The organism is Paraburkholderia nodosa DSM 21604, from assembly GCF_000519185.1.
In the GTDB taxonomy this organism is placed as follows: Bacteria; Pseudomonadota; Gammaproteobacteria; order Burkholderiales; family Burkholderiaceae; genus Paraburkholderia; species Paraburkholderia nodosa.
The window spans coordinates 17,886-39,324 of record NZ_JAFA01000011.1; the positions used below are offsets into that span (position 1 = coordinate 17,886).

A 21,439-nucleotide genomic window follows, 5' to 3' on the forward strand; every position below is an offset into this window, starting at 1 on the left:
GGCGAATCGAACCATGAAGCTGCCTGAACGGGCTTCGCCGGCGCACCCAATCTGACTGGAAAGAGACACTGATGAAGACGAACTGGAACAAGCTGGCAACGCTCGCATTCTGCGCGGCCGCCATGACGGCAGGCGCGGCAGGGGCCGCACACGCCGCCGATATCAAGGAAATCCGCTTTGGCGTAGAGGCGTCGTACGCGCCGTTCGAATCGAAGTCGCCCGCAGGCGAACTGCAGGGCTTCGATATCGACGTGGGCAATGCCGTCTGCGCGAAGCTCAAGGCAAAGTGCGTGTGGGTGGAAAACTCGTTCGACGGCCTGATTCCGGCGCTGCAGGCGCGCAAGTTCGCCGCGATCAATTCCGACATGTCGATCACGGACCAGCGCCGCCAGGCCATCGACTTTACCGACCCCATCTACGCGATTCCGAACCAGATGATCGCGAAGAAGGGCAGCACGCTGCAGCCCACGCCCGAGTCGCTCAAGGGCAAGCACGTGGGCGTGCTCCAGGGCACGATCCAGGAAACCTACGCGAAAGCGAAGTGGGCGCCCGCAGGCGTCGACGTCGTGCCGTACCCGACGCAGGACCAGATCTACGCGGACCTCGTTTCGGGGCGCCTCGACGCCTCGTTTCTCGACGCCGAAGCCGCTTCCAAGGGCTTCCTGAACAAGCCGCAGGGCGCGGCCTTCGCGTTCGCGGGCCCGCAGGTCGTGGACGTGAAGCTGCTCGGCGAGGGCGTGGGCTACGGTGTGCGCAAGAACGACGCGGCGCTCAAGGCCGCGCTGAACGGCGCGCTCAAGGACCTGAAGGCGGACGGCACGCTCGACCACATCGCGGCGAAGTATTTCGACGTGAAGGTCGTGCTCAAGTAATCGGCCGCCGCCGATAGACCGACCGGCTGGACGACATCCAGCCGGTCGGTTTTTTTTCGCGCCTTTGCTTCGGATTGCGTATCAAATCGTTCGTGCGTCGAGCGGCAACGCAGTGCCGGCGACGCATGTGGCACTGCAAAAACTGCAAAAAAATCCCGCGGATCGCGCAGAACTTCATTTCCGCGCCTTACTTGCCAGGATAAAATCGACACAAGAAAGTGCCGCGTCCGGCGCGCCATGTGTGCGAAGCGCAAACGGTTGCGGCATGCCAAGAAACAAGACCAGGGCGCCGCCATGCGCGCGGCGCCGCGCGGGGGACCCCATGAGCTTCAACGCCGCAGACCGGCCGCAGACGACAGGAGTCGCGGGCAGCACGCAGTCGCCGGAACACGCCGGCCCGCCCATCGACGTGTTTTTCGCGCGCCAGCCGATACTCGACCGGGAGGGCCTCCTCTGCGCGTTCGAGACTTCGCCGCGCCTCGTGGACCGGCGCGAAAGCGCCGAAATCGATCAAGAGGCCGAAGCGGCCGCCAAAGACCAGGCCTCGGGCCTGACGCCCAAGCCTTCCGCCACGAGCACCGCGCTCCTCAAAAGCTTCGCCGCGCCCGTCTTGCGCGCCTCGCTCGCGGGCCATCCCGCCTGGCTCGACATGACGCGCGACGCGCTCTTTCACGACGGCCTGCAGCGCGTGAGCCCCGAGCGCGTCATGTTCGAGTTGCCTGTGGACATCGGCGCGGATCCGGATCTGATCGCGCGGCTCGTCGAGCTGCACCGCCGCCGCTACCGCTTCGCGCTCGACCATGTGTCGAAGGCGGATGAGTCGCTTGCGAAACTGCTGCCGTATGTGGACGCCATCAAGATCGATATCCGCGAGATCGCGCCCACGGTGCTGCCGAAGTTCGCGAGCGTGATGAAGGCGGCGGGCAAGCTTCTCGTGGCCATGGGCGTCGAGACCCAGGAAGACTATCAGCGCGCGCACGACCTCGGCTTCGACCGCTTCCAGGGCTACTTCTTCGCGAAACCGCACGGCGGTGCGCGCCGCTCCAGCGCGCCGCGCCAGGCGCTGCTGAACCTGCTGCATCTGCTCGCGGCCGAGCCCACGGTCGCGCAACTCGAAGCGGAGCTGAAGCTCAACCCCGTGCTCGTGATGCATCTGATGCGGCTTGCCAACTCGGGCAGCATGAACATCGGCCGCAAGGTGACGACGCTGCGCGAGGCGATCAATGCGACCGGCACCAACGCCATCGCGCGCTGGACGCAGTTGCTGCTCTACGCCGACGGCCGCAAGATCGCCGCCGAAGACGACCCGCTGCTGCAACTCGTCGCCACGCGCGCGCGCTTCATGGAAATCGCGGTGACGCAGCTTGCCCACGCGCACCTCGAAGACGAAGACGCGGCGTTCCTCGTGGGAGTGTTCTCGTTCGTCGAGGCGGTATTCGGCGGCCCGCTCGAAAGCACGCTCGAAGTGCTCACGCTCGCCAAGCCGATCCGCACGGCGATCGTCAAGCGCGAGGGCGCGCTCGGGCGGCTGCTCGAACTTTCCGAGGCGCTGGAGCGCGCGGACTGGGCCCGCGTGGAGGCGCTGTGCGTGGAACTCGAGCCGCTCGACGCCGCGACGGTCGCGGCGATCTCGCTCACGGCCGCGGAATGGGCCGGCGCGTCCGGCCGCGACGCGGAAGACGAGGGGCTCGAACGGATCGAAGATTGAGCGGGTGGGGCGGTGCCGCGAAGCGATGCGGTGCGCCCCGGCTCAGTCGGGACTCAGTTGAGAGTCAGGCGGTCTGCGGAACGTGCGTGAAGAAGCGCGCGAGCTGCTGCGCGAGATCGTTCAACGCGCTCATCTCTTTCTGTGAAATGCGGCGCGGCTCCTGGTTCACGAGCCAGTCGCCGTACATCAGCGCGACGGGCTCGACGCCAGGGGCGCCCACCGGCAGCAGGACGAACGCGCGCGCGTCGTCGAAGCTCGAGCGATACCAGCCGGGCAGGCGCGCGAGAATCTTCGCATCGCGCGCATTTTCGATGAAGATGCCGACCTTGTTCGCGATGGCGAGGTGAAACACGTCGGGCTGGAACGCGGCGGAAAACGCGAGCTTGGGCAGCACATCGCCCATGTGCGGGCCGAAGCCGTGCTGCGCCTCGAACATGTTCGCCCCGCGTCGCACGAACACCACGCTGCGTGCGAAACCCAGGCCCGCGAGCACGGTTTCGGTTGCGAGCGTGAGGGCGGTGCTCAGCGCGCTGTCGGCCGGCAATGCGCGCAGGTCCTCGACGCCGGCCGCAATGCGCGCCTCGGGATCGAGCGCTTCGCGGGCGATGGCGTCGGCGTTGGCGCGCAATTCGACGATCTCGCGCATCACACCGTCTTCGGCTTCCTCGCGCGCGAGCGCGAGGCTCATCTGCACGAGCACATCGGCATCGGTCGAGAGCGCGCGGCCGTAGTGCTGCGCGAGTTCGGCGATATGCGTCTCGCGCATCTCGTCGGAGAGGCCCTGCGTAGTCAGGACGCGCGCAACTTCCGTCGAATAGTTGGTGATGGCGCGCAGCCACTGCACGTCGCGCGGTTCCTTGTCGGCCGGGTCGTACTGGCGCATGCCCTCACGGATCGTGTCGGGCAGGCGCCAGCGCGTGGCGGCTTCGAGGCCGAGTTCTTCGAAGGTCACGCCGAGCACTTCGAGGCAGGCCTCGTCGTCGCTCGAGCCTTCATCGATCTCGCGGCGAATCTGGTCCCACTCGGGTTCGAGATAGAACACCACGAGCAGCTTGCCCACCTGGCGCATCAGCGTGCAGACCACGGCCTCTTCGCCCGCGCGCAGGTCGCCGTGCTCGGTGAGCTTGCGCGCGACGCAGCCCGAGAGCATGGTGCGGTTCAGTTCGAGCTTGGCGTCGATGCGGCGCGGTGCGCTGTGGTGAAAGTGATCGACGATCTTCAGGCCGACGACGAGATGGCCGACCGCGTCCATGCCGAGGACCATCAGCGCGCGCGTGACGGTCGTGATGTTGCCGCCGAACGCCATGTACATGGCCGAATTCGCGAGACGCAGCACTTTCTGCGTGAGCGCGAAATCCGAGAGCACGACCTTCACGAGCGCGCTGAAATCGTAGTCGTCGTTCGTCATCGCCGCGACCGTGGTGCGCAGCGATTGCGACAGCAAGGGGAAGTCCCCGCGTTCATTCATGCGGGCCCACAAGCGGTCTAGCAGGACGGCCTTTACCATCTGAACCATGTCAATTTCGCGAAAGCCCTGCTGTTTGCGATGCCCGCATCATTGCACCTCGTGCACGTGCAACGCACCCGAAACGAAGCGTTCCTGCAATTCTTCTGAAGGCAGCGCCTTGCAGACGAGCCATCCCTGGATATGCTCGCAACCCATGTTCGTCAGCAGCTCGCGCTGCGCCTCCGTCTCCACGCCCTCGGCCACGAGTTCGAGATCGAGCGTACGCGCGAGCCCCACCACCGCGTTCACGATCGCCTGATCGTTGCGCGAAGTGATGAGGTTCTCGACGAAGCTTCGATCGATCTTCAGCTTCGAGAGCGGGAAGCGCTGCAGGTACGCAAGACTCGAATACCCCGTGCCGAAGTCGTCCACCGCGAAGCGAATGCCAAGCGAGGTGAGCTCTTCGAGCAGCGTTTTCGCATGCTGCGGATCGTGCATGAGCAGGCTTTCGGTGATCTCGAACACGAGCCGGGCCGGATCGACCCCGGTGAGCTCGATCGCCTCCTCGACACTTTCCCTGAACCGCGGATTGCGGAACTGCTGGGGCGAGACATTGACCGCCACGTACTGCAGCTCGATGCCTTGCTCGTCCCACTGGGTCAGTTGCATACAGGCAGCCTTCAAAACCCAGTTGCCGAGATAATTAATCAGGCCGACGGATTCCGCAAGCGGAATAAATGTTGAAGGCGGCACGAGACCGTGCAATGGATGTTGCCAGCGGATCAATGCCTCCACGCCGACCACGCCGCGCGACGCGCTGCTCGTGATGGGCTGGAAGTGTAGCGAGAATTCGCCGTTGCGCACACCGTCGTAGAGGTCCGACTCCAGCTTCAGGCGCATGGCGTCGGTGGGATCGTCAACGGGCACGTGCAACGTCAGCGTGTTGCCGCCGATCGCCTTGGCCTGCTGGAGCGCCTGGTCCGCGCGGCGGATGAGCGGCGTGGTGTCGGCGCTGGCATCGGCCTCGCTCGCACCGGACGCATCCGGTTGCTGGTCCGGATGGAACGCAATGCCGATGCTCGCCGAAAGGTGTACGGGCTGGTTGCGAAACGAGTACGGCTGCAGGATCGAGGTGAGCAGGCGCCGGCCGAGCGCTTCGGCGGCGGCGCGCACTTCGTCGGGCGCGGCGTGGCGTTGCGGCGTGATCAGAATGGCGAACTCGTCGCTGCCGATGCGCGCGATCATTTCGCCCTGCAGCGCGAGGTGGGTGAGGCGCCGCGCGGTCTCGCGCAGCAGCTCGTCGCCGGCGTCGTAGCCGAGCGCGCGGTTCACGCGCTGATAGTCGTCGAGGTCGAGCAGCAGCAGCGCCACCGGCACGCCGAAATGGTCCGCGTCGGCCTGGGCGCGCTGCAGCGCGGGCGCAAGCGCGGCCTGGTTGGGCAGACCGGTGAGCGGATCGTGATGGAGCGCGTGGGTGAGCGCGGCCTCGGTGCCTTGCCAGCCCGAGACGTCGAAGCCCGCCACGGAGAAGCCGGCCGTCTCGCCATACTGGGCGCGCTGCACGCGCAGCTCCACGGGCAGCGGGTAGGTGAGCGCCTTGACGAGATCGACCGTGTCTTTTTCCACCGCGCCGCTGTGCGCGGCGCGCGCGATGAGCGCCTCGAGGCGCTCGTGATGCTCGGGCGAGACGATGTCGGCGAGCGTGGCGCCGAGCAGGAACTCGCGGTGATAACCCGCGAAGCGCAGGCTTGCGTCGGAGACGTAGAGAAAGTGCAGCCTGGCGTCCACGTGCACGAGGAAGTCCACCGCGGCGGCCGTGTTCTCGAACGAGCGCGAAACGGCGTCGGCGTAGTCGGGTTCGGCTGCGGCAGGCGAGGGCGGCACGAGCGGTGCGGCGCCTTTGTCATCGGCTGCGTCGGCTGCCTGCGCTGCGTGCTGTGCCTGCGCGGCATGTGGCGCGTTCGCGTCGCGAGGCATGGGCGGGTCGCCGGCAATACCCTCGAGGCCGGCAAGCGCGTAGAGCCGGTCGACGACCGTGCGCAACCAGCCCTGGCGGGGCGCGGAGATCCTGTTCGCTTCCATGTCTGTCGCTGGCAACCCTTTGTGTGTCTGTGGCGTCCCGGCCGGTTTCCGTATCCGGCTGAAGCCGCCCATCAGAGCAAGTTATCGACCCGGGACGAGAAATCTTTAGCCGCGGCGACCGAAAAAACACCTAACGCATAAACGTGACGGGAGATCGGTGCGGCGGCGTCCAGATTCGGTTAAAGTGGCGCCGGTCGAGACGCCGTTCGCCATGCGCGATGGGTCGGCGCGCGTGAAGCGCCCGTCTTGCGGGCCGCAGGGGCGGCCCGGCGCGTCGGCGGCCATTACCGGCCATTCCATCCGTACGAGTCATCCGCCATGTCCGATTCATCGTCAGCGTTTGCCGCGCCGGCAAGCGAGGCTGCGCGAGACGATGCGGGCAGGGGCACCCCTGGTTCCGCGCCTTCTATGCCGTCAGCTTCGCAACCCGGCCTTGCGCCCGGGTCATCAACCGGTCCGCAGCCGTTCGTCTATCTCGGGCGGCAGCCTATTCTCGATCGCAATGGCGTGCTCAACGCCTATGAGCTGCTGTTCCGCGGCGGTGCGCAGAACCGCGCGGACGTCGACGACGACGCGCTCGCCACGGCCCAGGTGATGACGCGCACGATTGGCCAGCTCGGCGTGCCCGCGGTGCTCGGCCGTCACTACGGCTATGTCAACATCAGCCGCGAGCTGCTGTTCGACGACATCGTGCATCTGCTGCCGCCGGGCCGCTTCGTGCTGGAGGTGCTCGAACACGTGCGCTTCGACGCCGCAGTGCTGGAGCGTCTCGCGCAACTGCGCCGCGCCGGCTACCGCATTGCCTTCGACGACGTGTGCGAGATCACGGAGAACCTGCTGCGCGCCTTGCCCTACGCGGACATCATCAAGGTCGACCTGCTGCAGACCGAGCGCGCGGCGCTGCCCGGGCTGGTCGCGAGCCTCGCTGCGCACGGCAAGACGCTGATCGCCGAGAAGGTCGAGACGGGCGAGGACTTCGAACTGGCCTCGTCGCTCGGCTTCGAGCTGTTTCAGGGCTACTTCTTCGCGCGCCCGCAGGTGCTGCGCGCGCCGCGCGTGCGGTCGTCTCGCCTCGCGCTCGTGCGCCTGCTCGCGCTGGTGGCCAACGACGTCGGCACGGCCGAACTCGAGCGCGAACTGCGCAGCCACCCGGGCGTAGTGGTGCAACTGTTGCGTCTCGTCAATTCGAGCGCGTACTCGCCGGGGCGGCCGATTTCGTCGCTGCGCGAAGCGGTGCTCGCGGCGGGCACGCGCCAGATCGCGCGCTGGGCGCAACTGCTGCTCTACGCGAGCGGACGCGACCTGCCCTGGGGCTCGGACCCGCTCGTGCAGCTCGCGGGCACGCGCTCGCACTTCATGGAGCTTGCCGCGCGCAGCCTGAACCCGCAGGACCCCGATTTCGCCGATGCCGCCTTCATGACCGGCATCTTCTCGCTCGTGCACGTGCTGGTGGGTTCGACGCCCGAGCACACGCTCGATCGTCTCGGCCTCGCGCGCGAGATCGTCGAGGCCGTGGATGGTCATCGCGGCGAGCTCGGCACGCTGCTGCGCATCGCCACTGCGGCCGAGCGCGGCGATCACGATGGCGCGCAGCGCCTCGCTCGCGAGGCGGGCGGCATGTTCAACGCGCTCACGCCGCCGTTGCTTGGCGAACTGAACCTGTGGGCCGGCGCGTGGTTCACGGCCTATGCCGAGGGTTGAAATCAGGTTGTAAGCTTGGCGCCGGGGGGCGCGCTGCGAGTGCCGCAATTGTGTGATCCAATATTGGTATCGCCGCGGCGTCATGCGTCTCATTTGCATGATGGGCAAGACCCGCGGGCAAAACGCGCGCCGGCGTGGCGATTCAACTCGAGGGCATTTGACATGAAACCGAGGTTCTTTGCGGCGGGAGCCGCGGCGCTCGTCTGCGCCGGGCTTGCGCTCTTTACGCTGTCTGCACAGGCAACGCTCAAGCCGGGCGATTCCGCGCCCGACTTCACGACCCAGGCATCGCTGGGTGGCAAGACCTACACCTATTCGCTCGCTTCGGAGCTGAAGAAGGGGCCCGTGGTGGTGTACTTCTATCCGGCCGCGTTCACGAAGGGTTGCACGATCGAGGCGCACGAATTCGCTGAAGCGGTCGATCAGTACAAGCAGTACGGCGCGACCGTGATCGGCGTTTCGCACGACAACATCGACACGCTCACGAAGTTCTCGGTGAGCGAGTGCCGCAGCAAGTTCCCGGTGGCCGCCGACGAAGACTCGAAGATCATCAAGTCGTACGACGCGTCGATGCCGATGCACGAGTCGATGGCCAATCGCGTGTCGTATGTGATCGCGCCGGACGGCAAGATCATCTACGAATACACGAGCCTGTCGCCGGACCAGCATGTGACGAACACGTTGCGCGCCTTGAAGGAATGGGCTGCGCAGCATCCGCAGCAGTAGTTATTTCGAGTTATCGCGAGTCATCGCGAACCTCCGCAGGAAACGAGGCCCGCCACGCGCGCGGGCCTCGTCGCGATCTGTCCCGCTCGTCCCTCCACATTTATCCTGGCCTTTCTCTCCGGCCGCACGGAATATCCGCATGCCGATTGTCGTCGTTCTTATTGCCTTCGCCGCGCTTGTCTACGGCGCGTACTGGTCCTTCAACGCCATCGCGGCGCAGTTCGGCACGGGTGTCGCCGTGGGCGCAGCCGTGCTTGCCGCGGCGCTGTTCGTCGCGCTCATCGCCTGGTGGTGGCGCCGGATGCGCGACGTGGCGCCCAATGTGCGCGGCGAAGGCGACTGGACGCATCGCGTGGCCGGCGCCTGGGGCGAGGCCCGTCTCGCGGCGGGCAAGCGCTTCTGCCAGCTGACGCAGGGCGGGGCGCATGGCGCGTATATCTTCGCCGACCTGCAAGGCGCGCAGCCGGCGCGCGATGCCGACGGCTGGCACGTGGCGCTGCGTGTCGCCGATCCGAAGCGCCCGCTTTGGCAATTGCCGATGCAAAGCGAGCGTGAGGCGAAGCGCTGGGCGCGCATTTTCAGGCTCGCGATTGCGCAGAAGCTGTGACAAGGACGCCGCGAGATCGCCGTCTGGCGGCGTGCGCCGCAGCTTGGCCGAACGTTCCGCACGCATCGCTGTCCCAACTACTTCCCGGCAGTCCTGGCCGGCAACGCAAACTGGATATGTCACGAAAACCCTGGATCGCGGCGGCCTTGATCGCCGTCTGCGCCACGCTGCTCGCGGCGTGCGACCAGCAAAAGGTCGCTGACGCCGTCAACGCGATCAAACCCGATTCGATGGCGTTCGGCGGCCTGCGTATTGGCGTTTCGACGGTCGAGGACGTGCGCCGGCAGGCGGGCAAGCCCGAAATGGTGTGGGAGGACGACGACGGCGCGCAGCGCCTCGAATACCCGCGTGGGCCCAACGGCCTCACCACGTGGATGCTCGACTTCGACGCAAACGGCAAGCTCGTGGCGATGACCCAGGCGCTCACGGCGCAGAATATCGCCGAGGTCGTGCCGGGCATGCCGCAGGACGAAGTGCGGCGCCTGCTCGGCAAGCCGGCCACGGTAGCAAAATACGCGTTGAGCCACGAGGAAGTGTGGAGCTGGCACTGGGCCGAAGGCGGCGTGGCGGGGGACGGCATGTTCAACGCCCATTTCGCGCCGGATGGGCTCGTGATCAGGACGTCGCGCTCGGACGCACCGGGTCACGAGCAGCATTGAGGCGGCGAGCGCATCGATCGCGCCAGCCGCAAGGAGGAAGCAGATGAAACGTCTCGCGTTGCTATGGCATGTGGTGAAGGGCGATGCGCGCGTGCTGTGGCACGCGCTGCGTCAGCCGGGGCGCCCCGTGTGGCTCGTGCCCGCCACGGCGCTGCTCGCGCTCTATGCGCTCGACCCGTTCAATATCGCGATGCCGCTCGCCGGTATCGTGGACGACGGCATCATCGTGCCGCTGGTGCTGCATCTGATCGTGCGCTGCCTGCCCGCGCATTTGCGCCAGCGCGAGCCTCGACGGGCACGCGCATAAAAAAACGGCTGAAGCCACGCTTCAGCCGTTTTCTGCTGCAAGACCGCCCACTCACTCCGCCTGCGCCGCGGGCGCTGCGCGACCGCGCTTCTCATCCCACCACACGCGCAGCCGGTCCATGTACAGGTACACCACCGGCGTCGTATAGAGCGTGAGCATCTGGCTCACGATCAGCCCGCCCACGATCGAGATACCGAGCGGCGCGCGCAGTTCCGCGCCTTCGCCGCGCCCGAACGCGAGCGGCAGCGCGCCCAGCAGCGCCGCGCAGGTCGTCATCATGATCGGCCGGAAGCGCAGCAGACAGGCCTGATGGATCGCATCGCGCGAACTCAGCCCCTCACGCGACGCCTGGATCGCGAAGTCCACCATCATGATCGCGTTCTTCTTCACGATGCCGATCAGCAGAATCACGCCGATCAGCGCGATGATGCTGAACTCCGTCTTGAAGAGCAGCAGCGCGAGCAGGGCGCCCACGCCCGCCGAGGGCAAGGTGGAGAGAATCGTGAGCGGGTGGATGTAGCTCTCGTACAGAATGCCCAAAACGATATACACGGCCGCGAGCGCCGCGAGAATCAGGAGCGGCTGGTTGTCGAGCGACTGCTGGAACGCCTGCGCCGTGCCCTGGAAGCTGCCGTGAATCGTCGCGGGCATGCCGATCTCGCCCATCGTGTCGTAGATCGCCTGGGTGGCGTCGGAGAGCGATTTGCCGGGCGGCAGGTTGAACGAGATCGTCGAGGCCACGAACTGGCTCTGGTGGTTCACCGAAAGCGGCGTCGTGCCGGGGCCGAACGAGGCGATCGACGAGAGCGGCACCATGGTTTCCTTCGACGTGGAGACGGCCGCGCCCGACGACGCGCTCGACTTGCCGCTCGCGGCGAGCGAGTTGGTCGCGAGGTTGCGCGCGGAGTCGGCGGCGATGGTCGCGGCGCTCGATGCGGTAGTGGCGGCCGTGCCGCCCGTCGAGGCGGTGGTCGGGCCCGTCACCGTGCCTGCCGTCGCGTTGGTGCTCTGCGCGCCGCTCGCCGTGCCGCCCGAGGTGCTCACCCAGATCTCGTTGAGCATGGTCGGGCTCTGCCAGTACTTCGGCGCGACTTCCATCACCACGTGGTACTGGTTGAGCGGGTTGTAGATCGTCGAGACCTGGCGCTGGCCGAACGCGTCGTAGAGCGTGTTGTCGATCTGCGAGGGCGTGACGTTCAGCCGCGCGGCGCTCTGCCGGTCGATGTTGATCATCGATTCGAGGCCGCCTTGCTGCTGGTCCGAATTCACATCGGCGAGTTCGGGGCGCGCCTGCAACGCCTCGGTGAGCTTCGGCCCCCACTTGTAGAGGTCGGCGGTGTTGTCCGCGAGCAGCGTGAACTGGTACTGCGCGTTCGACTGCCGCCCACCCACGCGGATGTCCTGCACCGCCTGCAGGAAGGTGCGCGCGCCCGCCACGTCCGAGAGCGGTCCGCGCAGCTGCGCGATCACCTCATCGGCGGAAAGCTTGCGCTCGCTCTTGGGCTTGAGCGAGACGAACATGAAGCCCGAGTTGGTCGCGCGCCCGCCCGAAAATCCCGCGACCGATTCCACTGCCGGATTCGCCTGCACGATGCGCATCATCTCGGAGAACTTCACCTTCATTGCCTGGAACGAGGTGGCCTGGTCGGCCTGGATGCCGCCGACGAGACGCCCCGTGTCCTGCTGCGGGAAGAAGCCCTTGGGCACGACCACGTAGAGCGCGACGTTCAGCGCGATGGTCGCGACGAGCGTGAGCAGGATGACGAACGGATGTGCCAGCGCCCAGCCGAGCGTGCGCTCGTAGCCGCCCTGCATGCGCAGGAAACCGCGTTCGAGCCATTGCGCGAAGCGGCCTTCCTCCTTCTTCTCGTGCGCTTCCTGGAGCAGGCGCGAGCACATCATCGGCGTGAGCGTGAGCGAGACGGCGAGCGACACCGCAATGGCGAGCGAAAGCGTGAGCGCGAACTCGCGGAACAGGCGCCCGACAATGCCGCCCATCAGCAAAATCGGCAGGAACACGGCGACGAGCGAGACGCTGATCGAGAGCACCGTGAAGCCCACCTCGCGCGCGCCGAGCAGCGCCGCCTTCATGCGCGGCGCGCCGTTTTCGATATGCCGCGAGATGTTCTCCAGCACGACGATGGCGTCGTCCACGACGAAGCCGGTCGCGATGGTGAGCGCCATCAGCGAGAGATTGTCGAGCGAGAAGCCCATCAGGTACATGGCCGCGAAGGTGCCGATGATCGAGATGGGCACGGCCACGCTCGGAATGAGCGTCGCGCGCCAGTTGCGCAGGAACAGGAACACCACCATCACGACGAGCGCCACGGCGATCATGAGCGTGCGCTCGGTGTCCTTGAGCGAGGAGCGGATCGTGACGGAGCGGTCGGACGTCGGGATCACCTCGACGTCGGCGGGCAGCGACGCCTTGAGCTGCGGCAGCATGGCGACCACGCGGTCGACCGTCTCGATGATGTTCGCCCCCGGCTGGCGGTAGAGGATCACGAGCACGGAACGCTTGCCGTTGGCCAGCCCGATGTTGCGCAGGTCTTCCACCGAATCGACCACTTCGCCCACGTCCGAGAGTTTCACGCCCGCGCCGTTGCGGTAGGCGATCACGAGGTCCTTGTACTGGCTCGCCTTGCTCGCCTGGTCGTTGGTGTAGAGCTGAAAGCGCTGCGGGCCGAATTCGATATCGCCCTTGGGGCTGTTGGCGTTGGCCGAGGCGAGCGCCGCGCGCACGTCTTCGAGGCCGATGCCGTAGTGAAACAGCGCGTGCGGCTCCAGCTCAACGCGCACGGCCGGATTCGCCGAGCCGCTCACGTCGACTTCGCCCACGCCGTCCACCTGCGAGAGCGACTGCTGCAGCACCGTGGCCGCCGAGTCGTAGAGCTGGCCCGCGCTCAACGTGGGCGAGGTGAGCGCGAGAATCAGAATCGGTGCGTCGGCGGGGTTGACCTTGTGGTAGGTCGGGTTCTGCCGCAGGCTCGTGGGCAGGTCGGCGCGCGCGGCGTTGATTGCCGCCTGCACGTCGCGCGCCGCGCCGTCGATGTCGCGGTTCAGGCCGAATTGCAGCGTGATGCGCGTGCTGCCCACCGAGCTTTGCGAGGTCATCTCCGTGACGTCGGCGATCGAGCCGAGGTGCCGCTCCAGCGGGCTCGCCACACTGGTCGCCACCGTTTCGGGGCTCGCGCCCGGCAAGGTGGCCTGCACGGAGATGGTCGGAAAGTCCACCTGCGGCAAGGGCGCGACCGGCAGCTTCGTGAACGCGAAGAGGCCGGCCAGTGCGATGCCGATGGCGAGCAGCGTGGTCGCGACGGGGCGCGAGATGAACGGGCGCGAGAGATTCATCGCGTCAGCTCTCCGACGAAGACGACGCCGCGCCTTGCGAGCCGCTGCCGAAGCGCTGGCGCAGACGCTGCGCGATGCGGTCGAACGCGAGGTAGATCACCGGCGTCGTAAAGAGCGTGAGCGCCTGGCTCACGATCAGGCCGCCCGCAATCGCGATGCCGAGCGGCCGGCGCAGCTCGCTGCCCGCGCCGTAGCCGAGAATCAGCGGCACGGCGCCGAGCAGCGCCGCCATCGTCGTCATCATGATCGGTCGGAAGCGCAACAGACACGCCTGGTAGATCGCCTCGCGCGGCGATTTGCCTTCGTGGCGCTCGGCCTCGAGCGCGAAGTCGATCATCATGATGGCGTTCTTCTTCACGATGCCGATCAGCAGCACGATGCCGATGATGCCGATGATGTCGAGATCGTGCCCGGTCAGGATCAGCGCCAGCAGCGCGCCGATCCCGGCCGACGGCAGCGTGGAGAGAATCGTGATCGGATGAACGAAGCTTTCGTACAGCACGCCGAGCACGATGTACATCGTGACGATGGCCGCGAGGATCAGGAACAGCTCGTTGGACAGCGACGCCTGGAACGCGAGCGCGGCGCCCTGGAAGCGCGTCTGGAACGAGCCCGGCAGGCCGATGTCCTTTTCCGCCTGCTGAATCGCCTTCACTGCCGCGCCGAGCGAAGAGCCCGGAGCCAGGTTGAACGAGATCGTCGTGGCCGGGAACTGCGAGAGATGCGTGACGAGCAGCGGCGCGGGCCGCTCGTGGAACTTCGCGATGGCCGAGAGCGGCACCTGGCCCGTGCTCGAGGTCGAAGAGGGCAGGTAGATCGAGTTCAGCGCGTCGGTGTAGTGCTGCATCACCGGATCGGCTTCGAGAATCACGCGGTACTGGTTCGACTGCGTGAAGATCGTCGAGATGATGCGCTGGCCGTAGGCGTCGTACAGCGCGTTGTCCACCGTCGCGGGCGTGATGCCGTAGCGCGCCGCGCTCGCGCGGTCGATCTCGATGAACACGGAGCTGCCCTGGTCCTGCAGGTCGGTCGCGACATCCGCGAGTTCGGGCAGTTGCTGCAAACGCTGCACGAGCTTCGGCACCCAGGTCGTGAAGTCCTGGATGTTCGGCGTGGTGAGCATGAACTGGTACTGCGTCGGGCTCACCGTCGAGTCGATCGTGAGGTCCTGCACCGGCTGCATGTAGAGCGTCGCGCCCGGCACGTGGGCCACGCTCTTTTGCAGGTCGCGGATGATCTCGCTCGCCGTTTCGCTGCGGTCGTCGCGCGGCTTCAGGTTGATCAGCATGCGGCCGCTGTTGAGCGTGATGTTGGTGCCGTCCACGCCGATGAACGACGTGAGGCTCTCGACGTTCTCGTTCTTGAGAATCTCCGCGGCGAGCGCCTGCTGGCGCTCGGCCATCGACGCATACGACACCGACTGCGGCATCTGCGTGATGGCCTGGATCACGCCCGTATCCTGCACTGGGAAGAAGCCCTTGGGCACGATCACGTAGAGAATGCCGGTGAGCACGAGCGTGATGAGGAACACGATCATCGTGAGGCGCTGGCGCGCGAGCACCCATTCGAGCGCCACGCCATAGCGGCCGATCACATAGTCGAAGAACCCATGCACGCGCGCCTCGAAGCGGTGGCTTTCGGGCGGCGGCGTGTGGCGCAGCATCTTCGCGCACATCATCGGCACGAGCGTGAGCGAGACCACGGCCGAGATCACGATCGTCACCGCGAGTGTGATGGCGAATTCGTGGAACAGGCGGCCCACCACGTCGCCCATGAAGAGCAGCGGAATCAGCACGGCGATGAGCGACACCGTCAGCGAGATGATGGTGAAGCCGATCTGCTTCGAACCCTTTAGCGCCGCTTCGAGCGGTGTTTCGCCATCCTCGACGTAGCGCGCGATGTTCTCGATCATGACGATGGCGTCGTCCACCACGAAGCCGGTCGCGATGGTGAGCGCCATTAACGACAGGTTGTCGAGCGAGAACCCGCACAGGTACATGACCGCGAGCGTGCCGATGAGCGAGAGCGGCACCGAAAGGCTCGGAATGATCGTGGCGTAGATGTTCGCGAGGAACAGATACATCACCAGCACCACGAGCACCACCGACATCAGCAGCTCGAACTGCACGTCGCGTACCGAGGCGCGGATCGTGGTGGTGCGGTCGGTGACGATCTGCACGTCGAGCGAAGAGGGCAGCGATTCCTGCAGCTGCGGCAACAGCGCCTTGATGCTGTCCACCACCTGGATCACGTTTGCGCCCGGCTGGCGCTGCACGTTCAGGATGATCGCGGGCGTGCCGTCCGCCCACGCGCCGAGCTTGGTGTTCTCCGCGCCCTGCACGATGTTCGCGACGTCGGTGAGCATGACGGGGCGGCCGTTGCGGTAGGCGATCACGGCGTCCTTGTACGCGTCGGCGTCGGTCAGCTGGTCGTTCGCGTTGATCGTATAGGCGCGCGTGGGGCCGTCGAAGTTGCCCTTGGGCGTGTTGACGTTCAGGTTCGAGATGCTCGTGCGCAGGTCGTCGAGGTTCAGGCCGTAAGCCGCGAGCGCGCGCGGATTCGCCTGGATGCGCACGGCCGGGCGCTGGCCGCCCGAGAGGCTCACGAGGCCCACGCCCGCCACCTGCGAAATTTTCTGCGCGAGGCGGGTGTCGGCGAGATCCTGGATCTGCGTGAGCGGCAGCGTCTTCGAGGTGATCGCGAGCGTGAGGATCGGCGCGTCGGCGGGATTGACCTTGGCGTAGATCGGCGGCGCGGGCAGGTCCGAGGGCAGCAGGTTGCCGGCCGCGTTGATGGCGGCCTGCACTTCCTGTTCGGCCACGTCGAGCGGCAGGTCGAGGCTGAACTGGAGCGTGATGACCGAGGAGCCCGCCGAACTCTGCGACGACATCTGGTTGAGCGACGGCATCTGCCCGAACTGACGTTCGAGCGGCGCCGTGACCGAGGACGTCATCACGTCCGGGCTCGCGCCCGGGTAGAAGGTCTGCACCTGGATGGTCGGGTAATCGACTTCGGGCAGGGCGGAAAGCGGCAGAAAGCGCAGCGCGACGAGGCCGACCAGCATGATCGCCGCCATGAGCAGCGCCGTGCCGACCGGCCGCAGGATAAAGGCGCGGGATGGATTCATGCTGGCTTACTGGGCTTGCGTCTGCGAGGCGTGGCGATGGCCATGACGCGCGCCCGAGGCCGCGCCGGCCGCCGAGGCGCCTTTCGCGCCCGCGGCGCCCGACGCCCCCTTCGCGTGTTGCGGATGCTCGGCGGGAATCGTGATCTTCGCGCCTTCGCGCAGACGGTCGGAGCCGTCGGTCACCACGCGCTCGCCCACGGCGAGGCCCGAGGCGATGCTGGTGCGCTCGGCATCGACGGGGCCGATCTTCACGAGCCGCACCGTCACCGTGTTGTCGGGCTTCGCGACATAGACGTACTGCCCTTGCGAACCGTTGAGCACGGCCGAAGTCGGCACGATCACGGCGTCGTGGATCGTATCGACGAGCAGGCGCGCGTTCACGAACTGATTCGGAAAGAGCCCTTGTTCGTGGTTCGTGAAGCTCGCGCGCAGCTTGACGGTGCCCGTGGTGGTGTCGATCTGGTTGTCGATGGTCTGGAGCGACCCGGCTTCGAGCATCGTCGTGTTGCTGCGGTCGTAGGCCGTGACCGACATTTTCGTGCCCGCGCGCAGCTGCTTCATGATGGGCGGCAGGTTGTCCTCCGAAGTCGTGAAGATCACGCTGATCGGCTCGAGCTGCGTGAGCACGACGATGCCGTTGGTGTCGCCGGGCGTCACGTAGTTGCCCGGATCGACCTGGCGCAGGCCCACGCGGCCCGATACGGGCGCCGTGATGCGCGCATAGGTGAGGTCGAGCTTGTAGGTATCGACGCTGGCCTGATCGGACTTGACGGTGCCCTCATATTGCTTGACGAGCGAGGCCTGCGTGTCGACCTGCTGGCTCGCGATCGAGTCTTGCGAGAGCAGCGTCTGGTAGCGCTTGAGGTCGAGGCGCGCCGTGGCGAGCAGCGCCTGGTCGCGCGCGAGCTGGCCTTCGGCGTTGGAGAGCGAGATCTGGTACGGGCGCGGGTCGATTTGCGCGAGCACATCGCCCTTTTTCACCATCTGGCCTTCCTGGAAGTACACGTCCTGAAGCGTGCCGGATAGTTGTGTGCGCACCGTGATGTCGGCGAGCGGCGTGACCGTGCCGAGCGCGGTGATGACGATGGGCATGTCGCCGGCCTTCGCGGTGGTCACGCTCACTGGCTGCGGCATGCTGGCCATGGCGCCCGGACCGCCGTGACGCGTGTGCGCGCCGGCCGCCGGTGTGGCGTTGCCGCCCGAGAGCGCCTTGTTCCACGGTTGCCAGCGTGCGAGTACGATGCCGGCGATCACGATGACCACACCCAGCGCGATGAACTTGCCCTTGCCGCGCCTCGCGGCGACCGGAGCGGGGGACTGCGGCGTCGTTTCTTTACGGGGGGAATCCGGGCGCTTTTCTTGTTGATCCATCGGTCAGGTCGGTAACAGGTTCTCGAAGCGGGTTCTCGAAGGCTCTTGGCTGAGCTCACTACAGGGTGCCGGCCGCGAAGTTCTCGCAGAAGCGCGCACGGCAGCGCACGCAACCGGCGCAGCGGGCGCGCGCCGATGCTACGCAGGTCGTGCGCAAGCAAGATGTCAGGACGCGCCGCGCCGCGGCCCGCATGGCGCGCCATGCGCTCACGGGCATGGGCGGCGTCGCTGGCGGCTGGCTGGCGTTACGGGCGAAGGACGGCGGCGCCGCAGGTTCTTGCCGCCAAAAAGCATGATGCTACGTTGCCCGCTTCGTTACAGTCCAGTGCCGTTTCTTTCGAGACGTTACGAGCGTTACACCCTTCGTGTGTTTTTTGTAAGGCGCAGGCGCTCGTGTTGTCAGGTCGCGTGGGGCAGGCGCAGGGCGCCGCCGATTTCGTCGACGATGCGCGCGACGCATTCGCGCATCAGCGGCACGACGTGGCTGACGAGCCACTCGCGCGGGCACTGCTGCGCGGCGCCGCCGCAGTTGATGGCGTAGATCTCGCCGTTGGGACCCGCGAACGCCGTCGCAATGGCGTTGAGTCCCTCGTACCACTCGCCGATCGCGAGCCCGTAGCCGTGGGCGGCGGTCTCGGCGAGCGCGGCGTCGAGCCGGCTGCCGAAGACGCCCCAGTCGTTGCCGGTCGAGGTCTGCAGCGCGGCGGTGAGTTCGGCGCGCGCGTGCGGATCGAGCGCGGCGAGGTAGGCGCGCCCGACGGCGGTGCGGCCCATGTCGATGCGCGAGCCGACCTCGAGGCGCGTGACGAGCACGGCGGTGCGCGGGCGGATCGCGTCGATCACGACCATGTCCAGACGGTCGCGCACGGTCAGATGCACCGAGAGCGCGGTGCGCTCGGCCAGCCGCGTGAGAAACGGCCGCGCCCGGCTGCGGATGTCGGAGTTGCGCAGGAAGCCGTTGGACAGCGCAAGCACCGACGACGTGAGCACGAAGCGTTCGCTGTCGGGCAGCCGGGCGAGAAAGCCCGTGCTCACGAGCGTGCCGGTGAGGCGCGAAAGCGTGGGCTTGGGAATGCCCGTCAGCTCGGTCAGTTCGCGGTTGCTGAGCGGCGCGTCGGCGGCCGCGATGCAGCGCAGCACGGCAAGGCCGCGCGCGAGCGCGGTCACTTCGTCGGCGCCGCCGTCTTTATCTCGCGGCGTGTCGTCAGGATGGCGCGAATCGGGCGCGGAAGTCATTGGCGGGACAATTTTCCGAAACAGGATTTCAGTTTTGAGATTTCGCGCGAGGCGTTACAAAGTCGGCGCGGACGTGCCGCGCGATACAGTCATTTGCGTTCGATCAAAGCGGCGCTCCCTAAATTAGGGCGCAAATTTTCAGACGATTGTAATAGATGCCAGAAGCTCGACGATTGGCGCATTTTGGCGAGATTTTGCTTGACTTAGTCAGCATGTCGGTAAAAAATGGAATCCGATTTCGGTAATACGCCTCAACCCCGCAAAATTGCGGGGTTTTAATGTGCCTGGCGCTATGCAATTCGCATAATTGCGCATCTTTTTCCGATGGCACGGCGCAGCCGAATACCGTCTCTCAGGTTCTAGCACGGCCCTCGGAATGGCTAGAACTTTTCAAGGCGCCACGTGCAAACGTGGCGCTTTTTTTTCCGCCGGCGGCAAACTGGCAAACCCGCACCTGGCGGCCGGTCAGGCGACCTCGCCGCTAAAGCGCTCCCGCAACTCACGCTTGAGCACCTTGCCGATCGGGCTGCGCGGTAGCGCGTCGACGATCACCACGTCGGCCAGTCGTTGCATCTTCCCCAATTGCCCGTTGGCCCAGTCGGCGAGCGCGTCGGCGGTCAATGCCGAATCGCGCCGGAGCGTGGCGAACGCCACCGGCGTTTCGCCCCAGCGTGCCGATGGCACGCCGACCACCGCCGATTCAAGGACGTCGGGGTGCCGGGCGAGCACCTGTTCCAGATCGCTTGGGTAGATGTTGAAGCCGCCCGAGATGATCATGTCCTTCTTGCGGTCCATCAGCACGAGGAAGCCGTCTTCGTCGAAGCGGCCGACGTCCCCGGTCCGGATGAAGCGCCGGCCATCGCCGTCGTACCACTCGGCTTGCGCCGTCTTGTCCGGTTGCCGGTAGTAGCCGGTCATCATGGCAGGCGAACGCCCGACGATTTCACCGGCTTCCCCGGCCGCGACCTCGCGTCCGTCGGCATCGATCAGGCGCATTTCATGGCCGTTCAACGGGCGGCCAACCGTGTGCAACTTGCCGGGAAACTCGTCCGCACACAGCTCGCATGACGCGCCGCCTTCGGTCATGCCATAGAACTCGGTGAGCTTGCCGGGCCATCTGCGCAGGGCGTCCGCCTTGAGTGCCGCCGCGAACGGCGCGCTCGTGCAGAACTTCGAGTGGAAACTGGACAGGTCGTAGCGATCGAAGTCCGGATGGCTGAGGATGCGCTGGTATTGCACCGGCACCAGCATGGTGTGCGTGACGTGTTTGCGCTCGGCAAGCTCGAGGTATTGCTTCGCATCGAACTTTGGCATGAGGACAACCGTTCCGCCGAGCGCCAGCGTCGGGAAGAAGCTCACCAGCGTGGTGTTCGAATAGAGCGGCGTCGCAATCAAGGTGACGCACTCCGGCCCATATCCGCGCTCGAGGCTGCGCAGCGTATAGGCGTAGCGCATCGCGTGCGACTGGACGATCCCTTTGGGCGCGCCCGTCGTGCCGGACGAGTAGATGATGTTGAACGCCCACTCCGGCCGAATCTCCACATGCCGGGGCGCGGCGCCCACGGGTGCGAGCCAGGCATCGTATTGCCCGGCTGCGCTGATGTCGATGACGCGCAGCGTGGGCGGCAGCGTGACGCCCGCAAGCAGCTGGCGAACCGCGTCGTCGGCGAAGAGGATCTGCGCCCGGGAGTTTTCCAGCATGGCGACGAGGCCGTCCGGATGCGTGGAGGGCGACAGCGGGGCGACCGCGAGTCCTGCCCGGAGCGCGCCGAAGAAGACGGCGGCATAGGAGATGGAACTCGACGCACAGATCGCGACGACGTCTTCGGGTGCCAGTCCGTCACGCTGCAGCGCGGCAGCGCAGCGGTCGATCAGCGCATCGAGCGCGGCGAACGTGACCGTCTCGTCTTCGCAGACAATGGCCGCACGCGCGCCGTGTTCCGCCGCGCGTTGGCGAATCATGGCGGTCAAGTCGACGAACGGGGACTCGGGTGACGGGGACTTCACGGACATGGCCTCATACCTCACTGAAAAGATGGCTTGGCGATGGAGTGATACGGTGCTCGTGCGCAATGATCTCCGTTCTGATGCGCGCGGCTACGCTTCATGGTTTGTGAACGTGCGTTCGATTTTCTGCCCGGTCATTACGCCCGGCAACGACAATTTTGTTGGACAGACCGTCAAGGCGACTTTGACAGTCTGCCCGCAAGGCGGCGGCGTCATGTGATCTGGTTCACACCCCGTT

General features: G+C 66.3%; 15 protein-coding genes. 8 read left to right on the forward strand and 7 right to left on the reverse strand.

What is annotated here, in order from left to right; all coding sequences use genetic code 11:
* Positions 1–71: 71 nt before the first annotated feature.
* Together A3CW_RS0117785 and A3CW_RS0117790 are read left to right on the forward strand one after the other, a co-directional pair.
* Positions 72–872 (forward strand): ABC transporter substrate-binding protein, encoded by an 801-nt coding sequence (locus A3CW_RS0117785; RefSeq protein ID WP_028204772.1) that lies wholly within the window; start codon positions 72–74, stop codon positions 870–872.
* Between the two features lie 322 nt (positions 873–1,194).
* Positions 1,195–2,580: an EAL and HDOD domain-containing protein gene (locus tag A3CW_RS0117790; protein WP_028204773.1), complete on the forward strand. Its 1,386-nt coding sequence runs from the start codon at positions 1,195–1,197 to the stop codon at positions 2,578–2,580.
* Between the two features lie 64 nt (positions 2,581–2,644).
* On the opposite strand, the gene A3CW_RS0117795 is transcribed toward A3CW_RS0117790, so the two are convergent.
* Both A3CW_RS0117795 and A3CW_RS0117800 read right to left on the reverse strand, forming a co-directional pair.
* Positions 2,645–4,087 (reverse strand): HDOD domain-containing protein, encoded by a 1,443-nt coding sequence (locus A3CW_RS0117795; protein WP_028204774.1) that lies wholly within the window; start codon positions 4,085–4,087, stop codon positions 2,645–2,647.
* A 48-nt stretch (positions 4,088–4,135) separates the two neighbouring features.
* Complete coding sequence (locus tag A3CW_RS0117800) at positions 4,136–6,109, reverse strand: putative bifunctional diguanylate cyclase/phosphodiesterase (protein WP_028204775.1); 1,974 nt, start codon at positions 6,107–6,109, stop codon at positions 4,136–4,138.
* A gap of 408 nt (positions 6,110–6,517) precedes the next feature.
* On the opposite strand from A3CW_RS0117800, the gene A3CW_RS46700 reads away from it, so the two are divergent.
* From A3CW_RS46700 to A3CW_RS0117825, 5 genes are all read left to right on the forward strand, one after another.
* Complete coding sequence (locus A3CW_RS46700; RefSeq protein WP_035513237.1) at positions 6,518–7,810, forward strand: EAL and HDOD domain-containing protein; 1,293 nt, start codon at positions 6,518–6,520, stop codon at positions 7,808–7,810.
* Between the two features lie 162 nt (positions 7,811–7,972).
* Positions 7,973–8,536, forward strand: coding sequence for a peroxiredoxin (locus tag A3CW_RS0117810; protein ID WP_028204776.1), 564 nt, complete (start codon positions 7,973–7,975; stop codon positions 8,534–8,536).
* 139 nt (positions 8,537–8,675) lie between these two features.
* Positions 8,676–9,143, forward strand: a complete 468-nt coding sequence (locus tag A3CW_RS0117815) for a hypothetical protein (protein ID WP_028204777.1) — start codon at positions 8,676–8,678, stop codon at positions 9,141–9,143.
* A 116-nt stretch (positions 9,144–9,259) separates the two neighbouring features.
* Positions 9,260–9,802: a hypothetical protein gene (locus A3CW_RS0117820; RefSeq protein ID WP_051481547.1), complete on the forward strand. Its 543-nt coding sequence runs from the start codon at positions 9,260–9,262 to the stop codon at positions 9,800–9,802.
* A 43-nt stretch (positions 9,803–9,845) separates the two neighbouring features.
* Positions 9,846–10,109, forward strand: coding sequence for a hypothetical protein (locus A3CW_RS0117825; protein WP_028204779.1), 264 nt, complete (start codon positions 9,846–9,848; stop codon positions 10,107–10,109).
* A 51-nt stretch (positions 10,110–10,160) separates the two neighbouring features.
* Here A3CW_RS0117825 and A3CW_RS0117830 read toward each other — a convergent pair whose 3' ends face one another.
* The 5 genes from A3CW_RS0117830 to A3CW_RS0117855 all read right to left on the reverse strand — a co-directional run bounded on the left by A3CW_RS0117830 (position 10,161) and on the right by A3CW_RS0117855 (position 21,207).
* Positions 10,161–13,460: an efflux RND transporter permease subunit gene (locus tag A3CW_RS0117830; RefSeq protein ID WP_028204780.1), complete on the reverse strand. Its 3,300-nt coding sequence runs from the start codon at positions 13,458–13,460 to the stop codon at positions 10,161–10,163.
* A gap of 4 nt (positions 13,461–13,464) precedes the next feature.
* Positions 13,465–16,587, reverse strand: coding sequence for an MdtB/MuxB family multidrug efflux RND transporter permease subunit (locus tag A3CW_RS0117835; RefSeq protein WP_028204781.1), 3,123 nt, complete (start codon positions 16,585–16,587; stop codon positions 13,465–13,467).
* Positions 16,588–16,593: 6 nt separating this feature from the next.
* Entirely contained in the window at positions 16,594–17,958 is a 1,365-nt protein-coding gene (locus A3CW_RS0117840; RefSeq protein WP_028204782.1) for an MdtA/MuxA family multidrug efflux RND transporter periplasmic adaptor subunit, read from the reverse strand.
* A gap of 399 nt (positions 17,959–18,357) precedes the next feature.
* Positions 18,358–19,194 carry an IclR family transcriptional regulator gene (locus tag A3CW_RS0117850; RefSeq protein ID WP_028204784.1) on the reverse strand — a complete coding sequence of 279 codons (837 nt, stop codon included), beginning with the start codon at positions 19,192–19,194 and terminating at the stop codon, positions 18,358–18,360.
* A 465-nt stretch (positions 19,195–19,659) separates the two neighbouring features.
* On the reverse strand, positions 19,660–21,207 hold the full coding sequence (locus A3CW_RS0117855; protein WP_028204785.1) for a class I adenylate-forming enzyme family protein: 1,548 nt from the start codon (positions 21,205–21,207) through the stop codon (positions 19,660–19,662).
* Here A3CW_RS0117855 and A3CW_RS52385 point away from each other — a divergent pair.
* A complete protein-coding gene (locus A3CW_RS52385) occupies positions 21,206–21,421 on the forward strand; it encodes a hypothetical protein (RefSeq protein ID WP_154677971.1) in 216 nt (71 codons plus the stop codon). The genes A3CW_RS0117855 and A3CW_RS52385 overlap by 2 nt on opposite strands.
* Positions 21,422–21,439: the final 18 nt, after the last annotated feature.